The sequence below is a fragment of the Bacillus sp. FJAT-26390 genome (assembly GCF_001682865.1).
Lineage (GTDB): Bacteria > Bacillota > Bacilli > Paenibacillales > Paenibacillaceae > Pristimantibacillus.
In genome coordinates this window covers 1,351,861-1,370,723 of the sequence record NZ_MAQX01000001.1, presented here as the reverse complement: position 1 = coordinate 1,370,723, position 18,863 = coordinate 1,351,861, and the positions used below count along the sequence as shown (strand labels likewise).

At 50.5% G+C, this 18,863-nt stretch carries 13 protein-coding genes; 12 read left to right on the top strand and 1 reads right to left on the bottom strand.

Annotated elements, in window-relative coordinates:
- Positions 1 to 121 precede the first annotated feature (121 nt).
- The 12 genes from nth to gyrA all read left to right on the top strand — a co-directional run bounded on the left by nth (position 122) and on the right by gyrA (position 18,599).
- Positions 122 to 817 (top strand): endonuclease III, encoded by a 696-nt coding sequence (gene nth / locus A7975_RS06510; RefSeq protein ID WP_053376336.1) that lies wholly within the window; start codon positions 122 to 124, stop codon positions 815 to 817.
- 5 nt (positions 818 to 822) lie between these two features.
- The gene (locus tag A7975_RS06505) at positions 823 to 1,095 is read left to right on the top strand and encodes a hypothetical protein (RefSeq protein ID WP_053376335.1); all 273 of its coding nucleotides are present in this window, start codon (positions 823 to 825) and stop codon (positions 1,093 to 1,095) included.
- Positions 1,096 to 1,105: 10 nt separating this feature from the next.
- Positions 1,106 to 4,765 carry a dynamin family protein gene (locus A7975_RS06500; protein WP_065384539.1) on the top strand — a complete coding sequence of 1,220 codons (3,660 nt, stop codon included), beginning with the start codon at positions 1,106 to 1,108 and terminating at the stop codon, positions 4,763 to 4,765.
- 295 nt (positions 4,766 to 5,060) lie between these two features.
- Positions 5,061 to 6,848: an ABC transporter ATP-binding protein gene (locus A7975_RS06495; RefSeq protein WP_065384538.1), complete on the top strand. Its 1,788-nt coding sequence runs from the start codon at positions 5,061 to 5,063 to the stop codon at positions 6,846 to 6,848.
- Positions 6,848 to 8,671, top strand: a complete 1,824-nt coding sequence (locus A7975_RS06490) for an ABC transporter ATP-binding protein (protein ID WP_053376332.1) — start codon at positions 6,848 to 6,850, stop codon at positions 8,669 to 8,671. The genes A7975_RS06495 and A7975_RS06490 overlap by 1 nt, the downstream gene beginning before the upstream one ends.
- A 159-nt stretch (positions 8,672 to 8,830) precedes the next feature.
- Positions 8,831 to 10,015, top strand: coding sequence for a formate-dependent phosphoribosylglycinamide formyltransferase (gene purT / locus A7975_RS06485; RefSeq protein ID WP_065384537.1), 1,185 nt, complete (start codon positions 8,831 to 8,833; stop codon positions 10,013 to 10,015).
- A gap of 200 nt (positions 10,016 to 10,215) precedes the next feature.
- The gene (locus tag A7975_RS06480; RefSeq protein ID WP_053376330.1) at positions 10,216 to 10,491 is read left to right on the top strand and encodes a YqkE family protein; all 276 of its coding nucleotides are present in this window, start codon (positions 10,216 to 10,218) and stop codon (positions 10,489 to 10,491) included.
- A gap of 796 nt (positions 10,492 to 11,287) precedes the next feature.
- Entirely contained in the window at positions 11,288 to 12,112 is an 825-nt protein-coding gene (locus A7975_RS06470) for a GDSL-type esterase/lipase family protein (protein ID WP_065384536.1), read from the top strand.
- 62 nt (positions 12,113 to 12,174) lie between these two features.
- A complete protein-coding gene (locus A7975_RS06465) occupies positions 12,175 to 13,128 on the top strand; it encodes an ABC transporter ATP-binding protein (RefSeq protein WP_141680209.1) in 954 nt (317 codons plus the stop codon).
- Positions 13,121 to 14,107: an ABC transporter permease gene (locus A7975_RS06460; RefSeq protein WP_065384534.1), complete on the top strand. Its 987-nt coding sequence runs from the start codon at positions 13,121 to 13,123 to the stop codon at positions 14,105 to 14,107. Before A7975_RS06465 ends, A7975_RS06460 begins: the two co-directional genes overlap by 8 nt.
- Before the next feature lie 46 nt (positions 14,108 to 14,153).
- Entirely contained in the window at positions 14,154 to 16,124 is a 1,971-nt protein-coding gene (gene parE, locus A7975_RS06455) for a DNA topoisomerase IV subunit B (protein WP_053376325.1), read from the top strand.
- A 12-nt stretch (positions 16,125 to 16,136) separates the two neighbouring features.
- Positions 16,137 to 18,599 (top strand): DNA gyrase subunit A, encoded by a 2,463-nt coding sequence (gyrA, locus tag A7975_RS06450; RefSeq protein WP_065384533.1) that lies wholly within the window; start codon positions 16,137 to 16,139, stop codon positions 18,597 to 18,599.
- Here the strand turns inward: gyrA and A7975_RS34010 are convergent.
- On the bottom strand, positions 18,580 to 18,747 hold the full coding sequence (locus A7975_RS34010; RefSeq protein ID WP_176707673.1) for a hypothetical protein: 168 nt from the start codon (positions 18,745 to 18,747) through the stop codon (positions 18,580 to 18,582). The two genes, gyrA and A7975_RS34010, sit on opposite strands and share 20 nt — an antisense overlap.
- Positions 18,748 to 18,863: the final 116 nt, after the last annotated feature.

The window sequence follows — 18,863 nt, the reverse complement described above, 5'->3', positions numbered from 1 at the left end:
TTTTTTGTGAAAAAACTGCCCATATGGGCAGTTTTTTTATAGAATGTGCTTGATTACGGTTGCGAAGCGTGACAAATTTCGCTACACTTTGAACGATAGTGTTTGATTAGGGGAGAGGACGATGACCGCGAAACAAAAAATGCGTCATGTGCTGGACATTATTGCGGACATGTTTCCAGATGCGCACTGCGAGCTTAATCACAGCAATCCGTTCGAACTTACGATAGCCGTGCTGCTGTCGGCGCAATGCACGGATGAAACGGTCAATAAAGTGACGGTGTCTTTATTTGAAAAATATAAGGGTCCCGAGGATTATTTGAGCGTACCGCTGGAGGAGCTTGAGCAGGACATTCGCCGCATCGGCTTGTTTCGCAGCAAAGCTTCCAATATACAAAAGCTATGCCGCATCGTCATAGATAAATATGGCGGGGAAGTGCCCGAAAGCCATGAGGGCTTGACCGAGCTTCCAGGCGTAGGCCGAAAGACGGCTAACGTCGTCATGTCCAATGCTTTTGGCGTTCCAGCTATTGCCGTTGACACGCATGTGGATCGAGTATCGAAGAGGCTGGGATTCGCAAAGGAAGCGGACTCGGTGCTAGAGGTTGAGAAGAAGCTGATGAAGCTCGTACCGCGCGAGGAGTGGACCTTAACCCACCACAGGCTGATTTTCTTTGGCCGCTATCATTGCAAAGCGCAAAGCCCGCAGTGCCCGATTTGTCCGCTGCTTGATTTGTGCAAAGAAGGAAAACAACGTATGAAGCCAGGTTTTAAAACAAAAAATAAGAGTATAAAACCTAAAATAGCCAATGAAGGATGATGAAAATGAACTGTATTTCCGTTTACACAAACAATTTTGAGCTTTTTTCCGATATTTACGAGCAGGTGCTTGAGTCTCCGCCAGAGGAGAACGAAGACCTAGTCGTTGAAGGAATTACAGTTAGCGGCTCCGGCGACGTGCCTGAGCAATACATCGAGCGTATGCGCGTAAAACCTGAGGTTGTCGTGATGAGAGACAAAGAGCGCAACATTATGATTTTGCAGCACGGCAATGTATTTGAAATTTGTTTGCCGTCTGAAGAAGAGCAAGCCGTTTAAGGAGAAGCAAATGACAGAAATAACGGTGCAAAGCATAGCGGGAGCTATATCCGAGGCAGCAAGCCTTATGGAAGCGGCAGGAGATACATTACATGCCAAGCAAGCACAGGAGCTAAACAGTAAGCTGACCGATGGTCGGCTTACTGTCGCTTTTTGTGGACATTTTTCGGCTGGCAAGTCAACTTTAATTAATCGGTTATGCGGCACGAAGCTGCTGCCGTCAAGCCCGATTCCGACCAGCGCAAACGTCGTATCGATTCGCGGCGGCGATCGTGCGTATGCGGCAGTAGAAACGCTTCGCGGCGGCGTGGCAACAAAAGCGGAAGTTCCAATCGATCAGCTTGATCGCTATTGCGTGGACGGTGAACAGTTTACGTCTGTATCTATCGTTTATCCGAGCGAGGTGCTAGGCGATCATACGGTTTTGCTTGATACCCCAGGTATCGACTCCACCGATGACGCGCATCGGATGGCAACGGAATCGGCGCTGCATCTTGCTGACGTCGTGTTTTATGTAATGGATTATAATCATGTGCAATCCGAAATCAATTTCTCTTTTGCCAAGCAGTTGAAGGACTGGGGCAAGCCCTTATATTTCATTGTGAATCAGATTGATAAACATCGCGATCGCGAGCTCTCCTTCGCCAGCTATCGCCAAAGTGTACAGGATGCGTTTCACGCTTGGCACTTGGAGCCGGCGGGGATCGTTTATTTGTCGTTGCGCGAGCCGGATCATCCGGAGCAGGAATGGGAGTCGCTGCTTGAGCTGCTCGATTCGCTGCAGAAGATTCGCAAGCCGCTATGCGTATACAGCGTAGACGCTTCCTTGCGCCATGTGGCGGCAGGGCATTTGAAATGGAGCGAGCTGCAAAGCGAGCCTGAGCGGGAACGGCTGCTTGCGGAGGCAGGCGGTGAGGAAGCAGCTGCGAAGGTTACGAGCGAGATGGACCGCTTGCAGGCGCTCATTGGCAAATTAGCGGGCGAAAAAGAAGTTTACCGCGGCCAGCTTCGCAAAGAGCTGCAGTCGCTGCTCGATAATGCCAACATAACGCCGGCAGCACTGCGTGATTTGGCACAGACGTTTCTAGAGAGCCGCAAACCCGGCTTTAAGGCGGGGCTGCTATTTGCGGCTGCAAAGACGGCTGCGGAGCAGGAGAGGCGCCTTGCGGCGTTCAGCGAGGAATTGAACAGCTTAATCAGCGCTTCAATTGACTGGCATGTGAAGCATTTGCTCCGCGTTGAGGCGGAGCGGATCGGATTTGACAGCGAGCGGCTGGAAGCAGAGCTCGCGCGGACTTTGGCATGGCTGCCGGATTCGGAATGGCTGCTGGAGAGGGTTAAAGCTGGCGCCGTCATCGGGAATGAGTACACGATGACGTATAGCCGCGACCTAGCCGCGGACGTAAAGGCGGTTTATCGCCAGCGGGCGCTTGAGCTGATCGATGCGCTGGCGGACCATGCGGCGGCGGTAGGCGCAGCATCCGCCGCTGAGGCACAGGCACAGCTGGCGGCGCTTCGTGCGCAGGCTGGCGCTATTGGTGCGCTGGCGGCGCTGGCGGCGCGCGCGGATGAGCATGAGTCACGGCTGGCGGCAGCGATGCCTGAGGCGCCGGCGAGGCCGGCATTGCCGGCACCGCGCGCAGCTGGCGCGGGTGTTGTGCCCGCGGCAAGCTTTGCTGCGGCGGCGAAGGAAGTGCTGGCGAGCGAGAGCGGCCGAAGCGGCGCAACTGCTGCGCCGAAGCGGGAAGCAGCAGGGCAGAGCGCCCTAGCTGGCGGAGCTGCTCTAGCGCAGCAGCATGGCGCTGCTGCGCGATTAACGAGCGCGGCGGAGCTGCTTGCACCGCATGCGGCTCTTGCGGCAGCTGCGCATGCGATGCGCGATAAGGCGAAGCGACTGCAGGACAGCCGCTTCACCATCGCCTTGTTCGGCGCCTTCAGCGCCGGCAAATCATCGCTTGCGAACGCGCTGATCGGCGAACCGGTGCTTCCGGTCTCGCCTAATCCGACGACCGCAGCGATCAACCGGCTCGTGCCTCCTACGGCGGAGCACGGCCATGGCACGGCGCGCATCGTCATGAAGTCGCGCGCCGCAATCGAAGACGACCTGCGCTATTCCTTGGCGCTGCTCGGCGAGAAAGCCGGCACCGAGCATTTGCCGGATGCCGCTGCGCTGATGCGGGCGATTGACCGCCTAACCCCCGATTCCATCGGGGCTGGCGGCCGCCCGCACTTTAGCTTCCTGCGCGCCGCTCGCGCAGGCTGGGCAGAGCATGAATCGCTGCTTGGCGAGCAGCTCACGGTTGACCAAGCGGAGTACGAGCGCTACGTTGCTGAGGAATCGCGCTCCTGCTTCGTCAGCGAAATCGAGCTTCATTACGACTGTGCCCTGACGGCGCAAGGCATCGTCCTCGTAGACACGCCGGGCGCGGATTCCGTGAATGCCAGACATACGGGCGTTGCCTTTAACTATATCAAGAACGCCGATGCCGTTCTGTTCGTGACGTATTACAATCACGCCTTCTCCCAAGCCGACCGCCAATTTCTAATGCAGCTCGGACGGGTTAAGGATCAATTCGAGCTTGATAAAATGTTTTTCCTTGTGAACGCAGCCGATTTGGCGGCCGATCAAGAGGAGCTTGACGGCGTACTGAAGCATGTGGAAACGAACCTGCTGCAGCATGCGATTCGATCGCCGCGCCTATTTCCTGTGTCTAGCTTGCAAGCTCTTGACGGCAAGCTTGACGGAGACGCTGAGCTGCTCGCCCGATCAGGCATTGAAGCATTCGAGCAATCATTCCTTTCCTTTATTCAGAACGACCTCGGACGCCTTGCTATCGATGCGGCAGAGCAGGATTTGAAGCGTGCGGCAGCAACCGTTGCCGGCTGGCTTCAAAGCGCGGAGGGGGATGCAGCGGCGCGCGAAGCAGAGTTAAATATGCTTAAGCAAGCCGTAAGCGATGCCTCCAGCGAGATCGAAGCCTTGCAGTCAGGCGCTATGCCCGAACAGCTCAAGCAGGAGCTTAGCGAGCTATTGTATTATGTCGTCCAGCGAATTCAGTATCGCTTTGGCGAGTTTTACAATCTCGCGTTCAACCCTGCGTCGCTGCAGGATGATGGACGTGATTTGCGCAAAGCGATATGGACTTCATGGCTTGAGCTGCAAAGGCTCGTCCAGCTTGAGCTGTCACAGGAGATGCTTGCGACTTCGCTTCGGATGGAGCGGGGCGTTCATTCGCTTCTTCAAAAGCTTTATGCTGGCACGGCGCAGCGCCTTGAAGCGGCTATAGCCGCTTACAGCGCGATCCCTTATGCACCGGCCGCTTTGCCAACACCGGAGGAGCCAGCCGCATGGGAAGCAACAACGATCGATTCAAAGCTCCTTTGGAGCCGATTCAAATCGCCGCGTCAATTTTTCGAAGGCGAAGGCAAGACTTTGCTTCGCAAAGAGCTTGAAACACTGCTTGCTCCTTCATTAAATGGATGGATGGCAGAGCAAACGGCGCTATGGACTGCGCTATACGAGCAGATCTGGCAGAACGCTGCTGTTCAAGCAGGCGGCCAGCTGCAAACGGATATGCTTGCATACGAAAGCGGCAAGCGCAGCTCGTTAACTGGAAACGCAAATACGGCTGAGCTGAAGCAGCTGTACGCGCAGCTCATTCATCTCTAATTGTCAATGAATGTCGACTGTTCTATCGCATTAACAGCTGAATGCTTTTGCTGGCGCCAAACGCGCCCGCAAAAGCTTTTTTTATTTTAGTGTGTTTTTGTGCAAAAAGTGAGCAATAGGCACATATTTGTCATGATTTAGGACCATTTGGGAGCATTAACCGTTTCCAATTTCCATATCGCGGCTTTAAGCGGTTTCTATAACATATATGCATATTTATACTGTTTGCTCGCTTATCACGATGCTGATAATATTCATTCATACTTACAAAATAGATACGGGGAGATGGATTTACTTGGACGTTTTAAGGCAGTTGAAAGCATTCTATTGGGCGGAGCGAAAATTTCTGTTCTCCTCCATATTATGCTTAATGTTCGCTACGGCGCTCGGACTTGTCTATCCGAATTTGCTGCGATATCTCATTGATGATGTGATCACGCCAGGAAAATTCGAATTAGTGCCGGCACTAGCTTTTACCGTAGTAGGAGTTGTTACGTTTAAAGGCTGCATGCAGTTTTTACACGGATTTTTTGGCGGACGCCTTGGCAACCGCGTGGCGTTCCGTATGAGAAACGCTTTGTACGACAAGCTGCAAACGCTGTCCTTTCAGTATTACGACAAAGCGAAGACAGGCGACCTAATGTCTCGCCTTACAGCGGATCTGGAAGCCATCCGCAACTTTATCGGCTTTGGCTTTGCGCAAATTTTGAACATGGTGCTGATGATCGTGTTCGGCGGAGCGATGATGCTATCGATTCATTGGCAGCTTACGCTTATTACGCTGGTGACAATCCCGCTGCTCGGCTTTGCCGCAATTCGCTTCGAGCGCAACATTCACCCTGCATTCCGTGAAATGCGTCAAGCGATGAGCAACCTAACGACTGCGGTTCAAGAAAACATTACGGGCGTACGTACGGTCAAATCGTTTGCGCGCGAATCGCATGAGGTTTCAAAGTTTTCCGTGCGCAGCGAGGCGTATCAAACGAACCAAGTCGGCGCCGCAAAAATCTGGGCTAAATTTTTCCCGGTTATGGAGCTTGTAGCTAACTTAAGCGCTGTCATCCTGCTTGTCACCGGCGGTATTCTCGTCATTAATGGTTCACTGAAGCTTGGTGAATTCGTCGCATTTTTCAGCTTGATTTGGTACATTATCGGTCCGATGTGGGGTCTTGGCTTCCATATCAACAACTACACGCAATTTAAAGCGTCCGGCGAGCGTGTTCTCGGCTTGCTGAACGAGCATGTGCATGTCAAAAATTCCGAGCATGCCGTTGAAGTGAATAGCGAATCGGTGAAGGGACATGTTCGTTTTAATCATGTAACCTTCAGCTATCCGGACAAAACGCCAGCGGTAACCGATCTGGTGATCGATGCGCCGGCAGGCTCAGTGATTGGTTTCCTTGGCGCGACAGGGTCCGGGAAATCAACGATCATTCAATTGCTGATGAGAGCCTACAACGTGAAAAATGGCACGATTACGCTCGATGGCATCGATATCCGCAATCTGGATGTCGCAAGCCTGCGCCGCTTGATAGCGCCGGTATTCCAAGAAACATTTCTGTTCTCGGCTTCGATCCGCGACAACATCGCCTATGGCGTTAAGGATGTTACGCCAGATCAAATCGAGAAAGCTGCTAGGCTTGCCAAAGCTCATGATTTCATTATGGAGCTGCCCCTTGGCTACGATACGATCGTAGGCGAGAGAGGGATGGGCTTATCCGGCGGACAGAAGCAGCGGATCGCGATTGCGCGGGCGCTCATCAAAAATCCGCGCATTCTTATACTGGATGACGCGACCAGCGCCGTTGATATGGAAACCGAGCATGAAATTCAAGCCGGCTTCAAGGAGCTGATGGCAGGCCGGACGACGTTCATTATCGCTCACCGGATCTCCTCGCTCAGACACGCCGATGAAATCATCGTGCTGGACAATGGTCATATCGTTCAACGGGGAACGCATGCGCAATTAATTGCGCAGCAGGGTCCATACCGCGACACTTACAACATTCAATATGCTGACTATCCGCTTGATGATTCGTCACTAGTTAAGCAAGCGCATGATCGGAAAGGGAGTACCGTATAATGAGCACGAGTGTCAAAGCTAAAGCGACTAACAAAAACGAACGCTTCATCTATCAAGACGACGAGCTGATTGAAAAACCGTTTAACTGGGGACAATTGCGCCGCTTGTTCATGTACATGAAGCCATACACGAAGCAATTAATGCCCGTTATTTTTATGATGATCCTTGGCACGATTACGCGCCTCGGCGTACCGGCGCTCGTTATTCTTGCCATCGACGAGGCGATCGCGCCTACAAACGGTGCTACAAGCGTTCCTAAGCTGCTTATCTTCGCCGGCATCATGCTGTTGTTATATGTTATCCAATGGGCATCCAATACGTACCGGATCAAATACACGAATATTATCGGGCAAAGCGTCATCTACGACCTTAGAAATCATTTGTTTCAGCATATTCAAAAATTGAGCTTCCGTTTCTACGATAAACGGCCAGCCGGCTCCGTTCTGGTTCGTGTAACGAACGACGTCAATGCGCTGCAGGACCTATTCACGAACGGGGTCGTCAACCTGCTGATGGACTGTGTCCAGCTGTTTGGTATCGTCATCATCCTGCTTGTGTGGAACTTTAAGCTTGGACTCGCGGTCATGATTACGGTGCCGCTTATGTTCCTCGTCTCGACGACGCTGCGCAAAAGAATTCGTTTTGCCTGGCAGGATGTAAGGATTAAGCAATCGCGCATCAACTCCCACTTGAACGAAAGTATTCAAGGGATGAAGGTTACGCAGGCTTACGTGCAAGAAAAAGACAATATGAGCTTCTTTGATCATATGAACACGGTCAATGTGAAGTCATGGAACAAAGCATCTGCGCTCAACCAGGCCTTTGGACCTGTAATCGAGGTTACATCGGCAATCGGTACATTTATTTTGTTTTGGTACGGCGCGCATCTCATTCAAACAGAAGCAATCACCGTCGGGCTTCTAGTCGGCTATGCCAACTACATCGGCAACTTTTGGGACCCGATCAACCGTCTAGGCCAAATGTACTCCCAGCTGCTCATTGCAATGGCATCGTCAGAGCGTATCTTCGAATTTATCGATGAAGAGCCGACGGTTGCTGAGCTGACGGAAGCGAAACCGCTGCCTAAAATTAAAGGCGACGTGAAGTTTGACCATATCGTCTTCGAATACGAGAAGGGCAGGCCCGCTCTCAAGGGTGTTACGATTGATGTAAAAGCAGGTCAATCCATTGCGCTCGTCGGCCATACCGGTTCTGGCAAAAGTACGATCATTAACCTGCTATGCCGCTTCTATGACCCTGTAGAAGGCCGCGTGCTGATTGACGGCATCGATATCCGTGATGTGAGCATCGAGAGCTTGCGCTCGCAGGTGGGCATCGTGCTTCAGGATACGTTTATTTTTGCAGGCACGATCCGAGACAATATCCGCTATGGCCGCCTGAATGCGACAGATGCGGAAGTTGTGAAGGCTGCGCAGGCGGTCAATGCCCACGATTTCATTATGGGGCTGCCTGATGGGTATGACACGCAGGTTGAGGAGCGAGGCAATGTGCTTTCCATGGGACAACGCCAGCTATTGTCGTTCGCGCGTGCTTTGCTTGCCGATCCGCAAATTTTGATTCTGGATGAAGCAACTGCGAGCATCGATACCGAAACCGAGCTAAAAATCCAAGAAGCGCTTAAAGCGCTCCTTGCAGGACGTACATCCTTTATGATCGCTCACCGCTTGTCGACCATTCGCCATGCCGATGAAATTATCGTGCTGGATCATGGCCAGATCGTTGAGCAAGGCAATCATGAGTCGCTTATCGCAAAGCGCGGCGTTTATAACGGCTTGATCGAAGCGCAGTACCGTTTTCTATAACAGATAAGTCAGACACGGACAGCATTGCATTTTATAAAAATGATTGATTTTTATCGTTAGAACCTCCACAATGGAAGAAAAAACGAACCGATTCGCTAAAGTCTACAGCTATCGCTGTGGTTAACGAATCGATTTGCTTCCAGGAGGTTCTTTTTCTTTATGTATGGATCACCGTTAACATCGAATGCTCGCAAGCTGCTGCTATTAGGCTCAGGTGAACTAGGCAAAGAGGTTGTGCTTGAAGCGCAGCGGCTTGGCGTCGAGACGATTGCTGTAGACCGTTATGCTAACGCCCCGGCAATGCAGGTTGCTCATCGCAGCTATACGACCGATATGCTTGACGGAGCAGAGCTTCGCCAGATTATCGAGAAAGAACGGCCGGACTTTATCGTTCCTGAGATCGAGGCGATTGCTACGGAAACGCTCCTCGAGCTGGAGAAGGAAGGGCACCGCGTTATACCTACCGCTCGCGCCGCTTGGCTGACAATGGACCGAGAAGGCATTCGCCGCCTTGCCGCTGAAACCTTGGAGCTTCCAACGGCGCCGTACCGGTTTGCCGATACGCTGGACGAGCTGCGCCAGGCGGCAGAGGCACTCGGATTTCCTTGCGTCATTAAACCGATTATGAGTTCCTCAGGGAAAGGGCAAAGCGTCTGCCGCTCCGAAGCGGAGCTTGAAGAATGCTGGAATTATGCGATGGAGGGCGGCCGCGCCAAAAAACAGCGCATTATCGTGGAGGGCTTCATTACGTTTGAGTCCGAAATTACGCTGCTGACGGTTCGGTCTGTTTCCGGGACAAGCTATTGCCCGCCGATCGGCCATGTTCAGAAGGACGGCGATTACATAGAATCGTGGCAGCCGCATGAAATGACTGAGCAGCAAATCGCGCAAGCGGAAGCGATTGCTCTGCGCATTACAGATGAGCTTGGAGGCTACGGCATTTATGGCGTGGAGCTGTTCATTACGAAGGACGGCGTGTTGTTCAGCGAAGTGTCGCCTCGTCCGCATGATACGGGCATGGTAACGATGGCTACGCAGGATTTGTCCGAGTTTGCCTTGCATGTAAGGGCGATTCTAGGGTTTCCGATTCCGACGATTCGTCTGCTTTCGCCTGGCGCATCTCATACGCTGAAAGCAGACCGGGAGTCAACGGCATTCCGTATTGGCGGAATTGAAGAAGCGCTTTCGGTTCCTAACACTCAGGTGCGTGTATTCGGCAAGCCGGAGACGAAGGTTGGACGCCGGATGGCGGTAGCGCTGAGCTCTGCTTCGAATGTCGAGCAAGCGCGTGATTTGGCAAGAACAGCAACTGAATCGCTTTATATCGATTACGATCAGCAATAAGCAGCAATAGTGACCGTTTCCAAGCGCAAAGGCTTAGAAACGGTCTTTTGCTGGAAAAAGGCTTAAATTTATTTTCCAGTTGATACTTGCAAGGAGCGCGGTTGGAGGCTATTATAATTAACGATCATTTTTTTAGTCCAATATGCCGTTTGCAAGAGCCGCAAATAGCATGAATTCATAATAAGGCAGGTGTCATCTTAATGGGCAAGAAACAAAAAAAAGCGGCTTCGCAACCGCCAAAAGCACAGCCAAAAAAAGAAGCCGACAATGGTCTGACGCTAAAGGATCTTCTCGGCAGCGATGTGCTTAACAAGCTTAAAGCGCAAGCGGATGAAATGAAGCAGGCGGAAGCAACGCGCAAGGAAGAGCTTCGCAAGCAGGAAGAAGAGAAGAAGAAGCAAGAGCAAAAACGTTTGGAAAATGACTTCTCTTATTTGCTGGATCATAGCGATCCGAACTGGTCCAAGCATAAATAGAGGTTATGCCTCTCCAAGCGTAAACAATGCCAAAAGCACCCTAGGGTGCTTTTTTTATGTCTATAGATTTTATAGCGCATTTTCTTTTGGTACATCAGTCGGTTCCAACTTAACAGTAAAGACTCCCGCTAATTTCACTAAAAACGATTATAAGACTCATTTAACTGGAATAACTCCTTGTAATTTGGAGAAATCGGCTTCATTTTCGAGTTTTGTGCTTCATTAGCGTGAGAAATTCCTTTTAAACCAACTTGTTTGCAAAATGGATGCGAATTAGCATGAGTTTTTCCAGTTAATAAAATAAAAGTTACAATAACCGGATACAAACTAGCTAGGCTTGACCTGCAGTTAAACCCGACTATTCTAAAAAATCAATTATGATTGCTGCTTTAGCTTTGCTTCAAAATTCAAACAAGGCTTACCTGAGGATTGCAAGACGATGATGCTTGGCAGCATTTTTGTCTTAAAGCCAAAAGCTTTGCAGCCTTTCGGCGCGCCAGGGTCCCAGGTAACGAAATAATGTTTGCACTTCATGCAGTCAATGCGTTCATTCTCGCTCATTTGGCTACCTCAACCATATCGTTTTAAGTTTATTAATCGTTATACATATTACAAAAGGTAGGCGAGAATTGTCAAACTCTAACAATGATCCAATAAGCGAATGCCGCTTTTGCCTCCGCCCCCTTTATTTTTTTCGAAGCGTTATACATAAATCCCATTTATCTGCAAAACATGCTAACAACAACTATTAACGCAGCGCATACCTGCAAAGCTATGTGAGGAGGAAAGATACAACTTGAAAGCTACTTGGCTCTGGCGTTTTTTAGCGGTATCGTCGATATGCGCCACAGCGTTGTTGTGCATTGGTTTTGGATGGGCAGTCAAGGACACTCTTTATCCAACTTTGGAATCAGGAGAGGCTGCCATAGAAATAAAACAAGATGCGATGACGCCAGAAGCAGGATCTCTAAAAGAGGCTAAGGAAATTCGGATCGTCGCGCTAGGCGATTCGCTTACCAAGGGAACTGGCGATCATACAGGCGAGGGATATGTAAAGCAAGCAGCCGAGGGTCTCCGCGACCAGTGGAAAAAGCCGGTTAAAATCGTTAACAACCTCGCGATAAACGGGTTGCGCGCGGATCAGCTCGCTGATCGGCTAGAGCATGACCAGGGCTTCGCTTATGCGCTCAAAAGCGCAAATTTAATTTTTTTGTCCATAGGCGGCAATGATCTATTTCAAAATACCCGTGCCAAAAATACCGGCCGCAAGCTGTCCGCTTACAGCATGTCGGGGCTGGCAACGGAGATTCCGGCAGCATTAAATCAATTGGCGAGGGTGGTTACGAGTCTGAACAAAATAAACAGCTCAGCCAAAATGGTATATATAGGCTTATACAATCCCTTTTACGATATCAAGGAGCTTCGCGGCGGCAGTCTTGGCGTACAGCAGTGGAATGAAGAGGCCTATACGCTTCTGCACAGCTATCCGAATATGATGATGATTCCGACCTTTGACTTGTTTGAAGGGAAAATTGCCGAGCATGTCTCAAACGATCATTTTCATCCCAATCATGAAGGTTATGGCAAGATAGCGGCACGTATTTTGGATTCCTTGGATTAGTTGGGTTTAGAGCGCTTAAGAGTGGACAAAGCTGGTACGAAATGCCCCATCAGGAGGAGATCATGATGAAACCCGTTCTATCCGTCACCCGGCTGCACAAAAAAATTCGCGGTAAAACGATCATCCATGATGTTAGCTTTGAAGTAAACGAAGGGGAAATTTTTGGTTTCTTAGGTCCTAACGGTTCCGGCAAAACGACAACCATCCGCATGCTGGTCGATCTTATCAAACCAACCTCGGGTGAGGTTTATATAGGCGGCTATCATGTGCACAAGGAGCCTGAGAGGGCTTTGAGCCTTGTCGGCTGTATCGTGGAGAATCCAGAGGTATACGCGTATTTGACCGGCTTTGAAAATCTGGCTTACTTTGCGAGGATGATGAAAGGGATCGACGAGGCCCGAATTTGGGAGGTCATTCGCATCGTGAGACTGGAGGAGCGCATTCATGAAAAAGTGAGAACCTATTCGCTTGGCATGAGGCAAAGGCTGGGCATCGCCCAAGCGCTGCTCGGAAAGCCCAAGCTGCTTATTTTGGATGAACCAACGAATGGGCTTGATCCAAAAGGCATCAAGGAGCTGCGTGAGTTTGTCCGAATGCTGGCGAATGATGGGATGAGCGTTTTTATATCCAGTCATCTGCTTAGTGAAATACAGCTTATGTGCGATCGGGTAGCTATTATTAACGGCGGCCGCGTGCTTGCTGAGGGCAAGGTGGATGACCTGGTTGAGCAGGCTAGCGGCTATGTGATCTGGCAGCTGGATAAGCCGGAGCTTGGCAAGCGGGTGCTCGAAGGCAATCGGGAAATTGCATTCATAAAGCGTGATTCACAGTTGCTGGATGAAAGCATGCTAGCCGGCATGCCGGATGCCATCATTACGACGATGGATACGGATCAAATTCCTGGCAGTGTTGAGCAGCTTGTTGAGCGGCATATCGGGGTGATGTCCGTGCATCAAGTAGCACCTACGCTGGAGGAGCTATTTTTAACGTTGACGGAGGGGGAGACAAGTGACTAGCTTATTGCCGCTCATCCAAAACGAGATGCTGAAAATATGGAAGAAAAAAAGATTTTTTGTAATCGTACTGATTTTGCTTGCGCTTATTCCGATTTTTACTTACGCTGAGCTGAAGGTTGTGAAAAATAACGAAGCCAAATTTTCAGATTGGCGCAATCAGGTGCTGCAGCAGATTACCGATATGGAAAATACGCTGTCAAGCGACCGTATTCCGGACGAATGGAAGCGGAGCAGGCGCGCAGCCGTGCAGCAGCTGCAGTATTATTTGGACCATGATGTTAATCCAAGCGCTCCAAACGGTGCAACGTTCACAAGAAGCTTTCTGGATAATGCCGTAACTTTATTTATTCCAATGCTCGTCTTGGCGCTAGGAGCAGACATTGTATCGAGCGAACGGACGTCGGGAACGATTAAAATGCTGCTCACCAGGCCGGTTCAACGGTGGAAGGTGTTGCTTAGCAAGCTTATTGTGTTAACCTTATATGTATCGCTTACGGTCGTTATTACCGCTTTATTATGTTATTTGCTCTCCGGCTTGTTTTTTGGTTACTCGGGCTGGACGATGCCCGTGTTTACCGGCTTCCAAATGAGAGGATCAGCGATTGATCCATCAAATGCGCATGCAGTGCCCCAGTGGATTTATATATGGATGCAATCGGGATTGGCGTGGTTCTCTGCGATGACGGTTGCTCTGCTGGCTTTTATGGTTTCGGTTCTTATTCGCAGCACGACTGCCAGCATGGTGACGATGATGGCGGCTGTTATTACAGGTACGATTTTATCAGGCATGACATCTTCTTGGACTAGCGCCAAATATTTATTCGCCGTGAATTTGAAGCTGACCGCTTATTTGGACGGTTCGCCGCCTCCGATAGAAGGAATGTCATTGCCGTTTTCCCTTACGGTGCTTGCGGTTTGGGGAATTGTTGCAGTAGTCTTGTCCTTTGGCGTCTTTACGAAACAGGACATCTTGAATTAAAATAGCTTGAAGATACGGAAACGTGATTACAGATTGGGGGACGCTCATGTCAGAGCAAACAGATCTCTTCGCTAATACAGCGGCCGCAGACAGGAACTACGAGGCCGATGATATACAGGTGCTTGAAGGATTAACCGCTGTACGCAAAAGGCCAGGTATGTACATAGGCAGTACTAGCAGTTCAGGCCTGCATCACCTCGTTTGGGAAATCGTCGATAATGCGGTCGATGAGCATTTGGCCAAATTTTGTTCGGCGATTGAAGTAACGCTGCATAAGAATGGCGCAGTAACCGTTCATGATAATGGACGCGGAATTCCAACCGGCATGCATAAGACCGGTATACCGACGCCGCAGGTCGTGTTTACGATTTTGCACGCGGGCGGAAAGTTTGGCGGCGGGGGATACAAGAAATCCGGCGGCTTGCACGGCGTTGGCGCATCGGTTACGAATGCCTTGTCGGAATGGCTCGAGGTTGAAATCTTCCGTGACGGCAAAATCCATCGTCAGCGTTTTGAATATTGGGTGGATGAGGCTGGCCGGGAGCATGTCGGGGAGCCGGTTCGTGGTCTAGAGGTGATCGGATCGACGAATCGCACGGGCACGAAGGTTACTTTTAAACCCGATGGCCGCGTGTTTCAGAACGGTACGACGCTAAGCTACGATACGCTTGCGGAGCGCTTGCAGGAAATCGCGTTCTTGAACTCCGGACTTAAGGTCTCGATTAAAGACGACCGCAGCGGCAAGCAGGACGTGTTTCACTACGAAGGCGGAGCGCGTCAATTCGTTCAGTTTCTGAACGAGGACAAAACGGTTCTGCATGATGTGATTCATTTTGCGAGCGAGCGGGATGAAATTGAAGTAGAGGTTGCTCTGCAGTATAACGATGGGTATACCGAGACGATCGCTTCATTCGTCAACTCCATTCCAACGCGCGGCGGCGGTACTCATGAAACCGGTTTTAAAACGGCATACACGCGCGTCATGAACGATTACGCCCGCAAAGCAGCTATGCTCAAGGAAAAGGACAAAAACCTTGAGGGCAATGATTTGCGCGAAGGCATGATGGTCGTTATTAATATTAAAATGTCTGAGGTCGAATTCGTCGGCCAGACTAAGGATCAGCTCGGAAGCTCCTCCGCTCGGAGCGCAGTTGATGCGATCGTTACCGAGAAAATGCAGGTTTTTCTGGAAGAGAACCCGCAAATTGCGCAAATGCTGCTTAAGAAATCGCTGCAAGCATCGAAAGCGCGCGAAGCCGCACGCAAAGCACGCGAGGAGATTCGCAGCGGCAAGAAGAAGAGCGAGAGCTCGAACCTCAACGGCAAGCTGACTCCGGCGCAGTCCAAGGACTATACGCGCACAGAGCTATTTATTGTGGAAGGCGATTCAGCGGGCGGTTCTGCGAAGCAGGGGCGCGATTCGAAATATCAGGCACTGCTGCCGCTTAAGGGCAAGCCGATGAATCCGGAGAAAGCCAAGCTCATTGATATTTTGAAAAACGACGAGTACAAAGCGATCATTTCGGCTATCGGCGCGGGCGTAGGCTCGGAGTTTGCTGCCGAGGAATGCAACTATAATAAAATTATTATTATGACGGATGCGGATACAGACGGTGCCCATATTCAAGTGCTGCTCCTTACTTTTTTCTATCGTTATATGAAGCCGTTAATCGATTTGGGACGCGTATATATCGCACAGCCGCCATTGTACAAAATTACTCGTAAATCAGGAAAGCTGGAAACGATTCGTTACGCTTGGACGGACGAGCAATTGCAAAACTATTTGAAGGAATACGGAAAAAACTACGAGCTTCAGCGCTATAAAGGACTTGGCGAGATGAATCCCGACCAGCTGTGGGAGACGACAATGGACCCGGAGAAACGGACTCTATTGCAAGTTCAAATCGAGGATGCAGCCAAAGCGGAGCGCAGGGTATCTACGCTTATGGGTGATAAGGTTGATCCGCGCAAGCGCTGGATCGTTGAGAATGTCGACTTTATGGAGTATGAGGAATAGGGGGAATTCTGCATGAGTATGCTGGAACAGTTTTTACCGGCGTTTTTGGAGGAGGTTGTAGGAGACCGCTTCGGACGCTATTCAAAGTATATTATTCAGGATCGTGCCATTCCTGACGTTCGCGATGGCTTAAAGCCGGTGCAGCGGCGTATTCTATATGCGATGTACGATTCAGGCAATACGCCGGATAAGCAATACCGGAAATCGGCTAAGACGGTCGGCGACGTTATGGGTAACTATCACCCGCACGGTGATTCATCCATCTACGAGGGTATGGTACGGATGGCGCAGCCATGGAAGATGGGGCATCCGCTCGTAGACGGTCACGGCAACTGGGGCTCGCAGGATGATGATCCGGCAGCGGCTATGCGTTATACGGAAGCGCGCTTATCGCCGATCGCGATGGAGCTGCTGCGTGATATTGAGAAAAGAACGGTTCAATTCAAAGATAATTTCGATAATACGACGAAGGAGCCGGTTGTGCTGCCGTCGCGGTACCCTAACCTGCTCGTTAACGGGACCAGCGGCATCTCTGCCGGCTTTGCCACGGAAATACCGCCCCATAACCTGCGAGAGGTTATAGACGCTTGTATCGCGCTTATGGGAAGCCCTGAGCTTACGCTTGAGGAGCTTATGACCTATGTGAAGGGCCCGGATTTTCCTACCGGCGGCATAATCATGGGCGAAGAAGGCATCCGGGACGCTTACGCGACCGGAAAAGGCCGTATTTATATACGTGCCAAAACCGCGATCGAGGAAATGCGCGGAGGCAAGCAGCAGCTCGTCATTACTGATATTCCGTACCAGGTCGTAAAATCCAGACTCGTTACCGCGATGGAAAACATTCGTCTGGAGAAGAAGGTCGAAGGGATCGCAGAGGTTCGCGACGAAAGCGGGCGCAATGGCCTTCGCATCGTAGTGGAATTTAAGAAGGATGCGGACGCGCAGGGCATTTTGGCTTATTTGTTCAAGAAAACAGATCTACAGGTAGCCTACAGCTTCAATATGGTCGCAATCGTGAACAAAACGCCGATGCAGCTTGGCTTGAAACAAATCTTATCCGCCTATATCGAGCATCAGAAGGAAGTCGTAACTTTCCGCACGAAGTACGATCTCGAGAAGGCTGAGGATCGGGCGCATGTCGTCGAAGGTCTAGTAAAGGCGCTCAATATTTTGGACGAGGTTATTGCAACGATCAAAGCCTCGAAAAACCGCGGCGACGCACAGGATAACCTGATTGCGAAGTTCGGCTTCACCGCACGCCAAGCGGATGCGATTCTTACGTTGCAGCTGTACCGATTAACGAACCTTGAAATTACGACGCTTGAGAAAGAACTGAAGGAAGCGATGAAGAAGATCGCTTACTTGAAATCGATCTTGGCGAGCGACAAGAAGCTGATTGGCGTAATTAAGGACGAGCTTCTTGAAATCCAAACGAAATACGGCATTGACCGGCGTTCCGATCTTCGCGGAGAAATCGAGGAGCTGAAGGTTAACCTTGAAGTGCTTGTTACAGCTGAGGATGTTCTCGTTACGCTTAGCCAAGACGGCTACGTAAAACGGACAAGCATGTTATCGTTCACCAGATCAGGCGGAGAGCGGCAAAATACAGGAGTGAAGGAAGGCGACTTCGTAAGAGAGCTGCTTGAGGTCAATACGATTGACAATTTGCTGCTGTTTACGAAGAAAGGGCAATATTATTTATTGCCTGTCCATCAAATTCCGGAATTCAAATGGAAGGAAACAGGTACCGCAATCGTAAACGTCGTTCCGATGCCGAAGGACGATTCGATCGTGAGTGTCATTCCGATTAAGGATATAGCTGCCTCCAGCGCTTCGTTATTCTTCGTTACCAAAAAAGGACAGGTGAAGCGGACGGAGCTTAAGGAATACGCAACAACGAGATCAACTGCCGTTGCAGCCTGCAAGGTTTCTGAGGGCGACGAGGTTATCCGCGTCGTGTTGAGCGACAGCACGAAGCAATTGATGCTGGTCACGAAGCAAGGCATGAGCATTCGTTTTGCAGAGTCCGAGATTAATCCGATGGGAAGAGTGGCGACTGGCGTCAGGGGCATACAGCTCAAGGATGGCGATGAGATCATTGCCGCGGAACGTGTTGCAGAGGACGAGGGCGAAGTGCTCGTCATTACGGATATCGGCTATGCCAAACGATCGCTCCTGCTGGATTATCCGATCCAGGGAAGAGGCGGCAAGGGTGTCCAAACGTTTGAGTTCAAGGAAGGCAAGCGCGTCCGTCCGAACGGCGCATCGCTGGTTGGTGCTTATTATTGCAGGGAGGCCAAAGAAATCGTGGCCATTACGACTTCAGGTGCGAAGCTGGTTGCAGCCTCTGAGAAAGCGCCAATTGAAGAGCGTAAAGCGATAGGTAAGCTCGTGTTCCCCGTCGAGAAAAATGATGTGATCACGAATACGCTTGCACGCTCTCTATTAGATTCTAGTCAAAAGGGCGATTAGGCGGGTCAAAACGTTCGATCACTTCCAATATAGCTTCAAGCATGACCCACAATGGTACCAGCTCATCCGGGCGGTCCAGCCATTGTGGGTCTTTTATGATGCCATAACTTTTAATTTTTTGAATAATGATCGCTTTTCTTTCTTCCACTGGGTTCACGCTCCTTACTATTTAAGCAAAAATAGACATAGCTCTGGGCCTTCGCCACATTGTATGTCTAACGCTGTCACAATGTTCGTTATTGTATCGATTAATATCGCAAATTA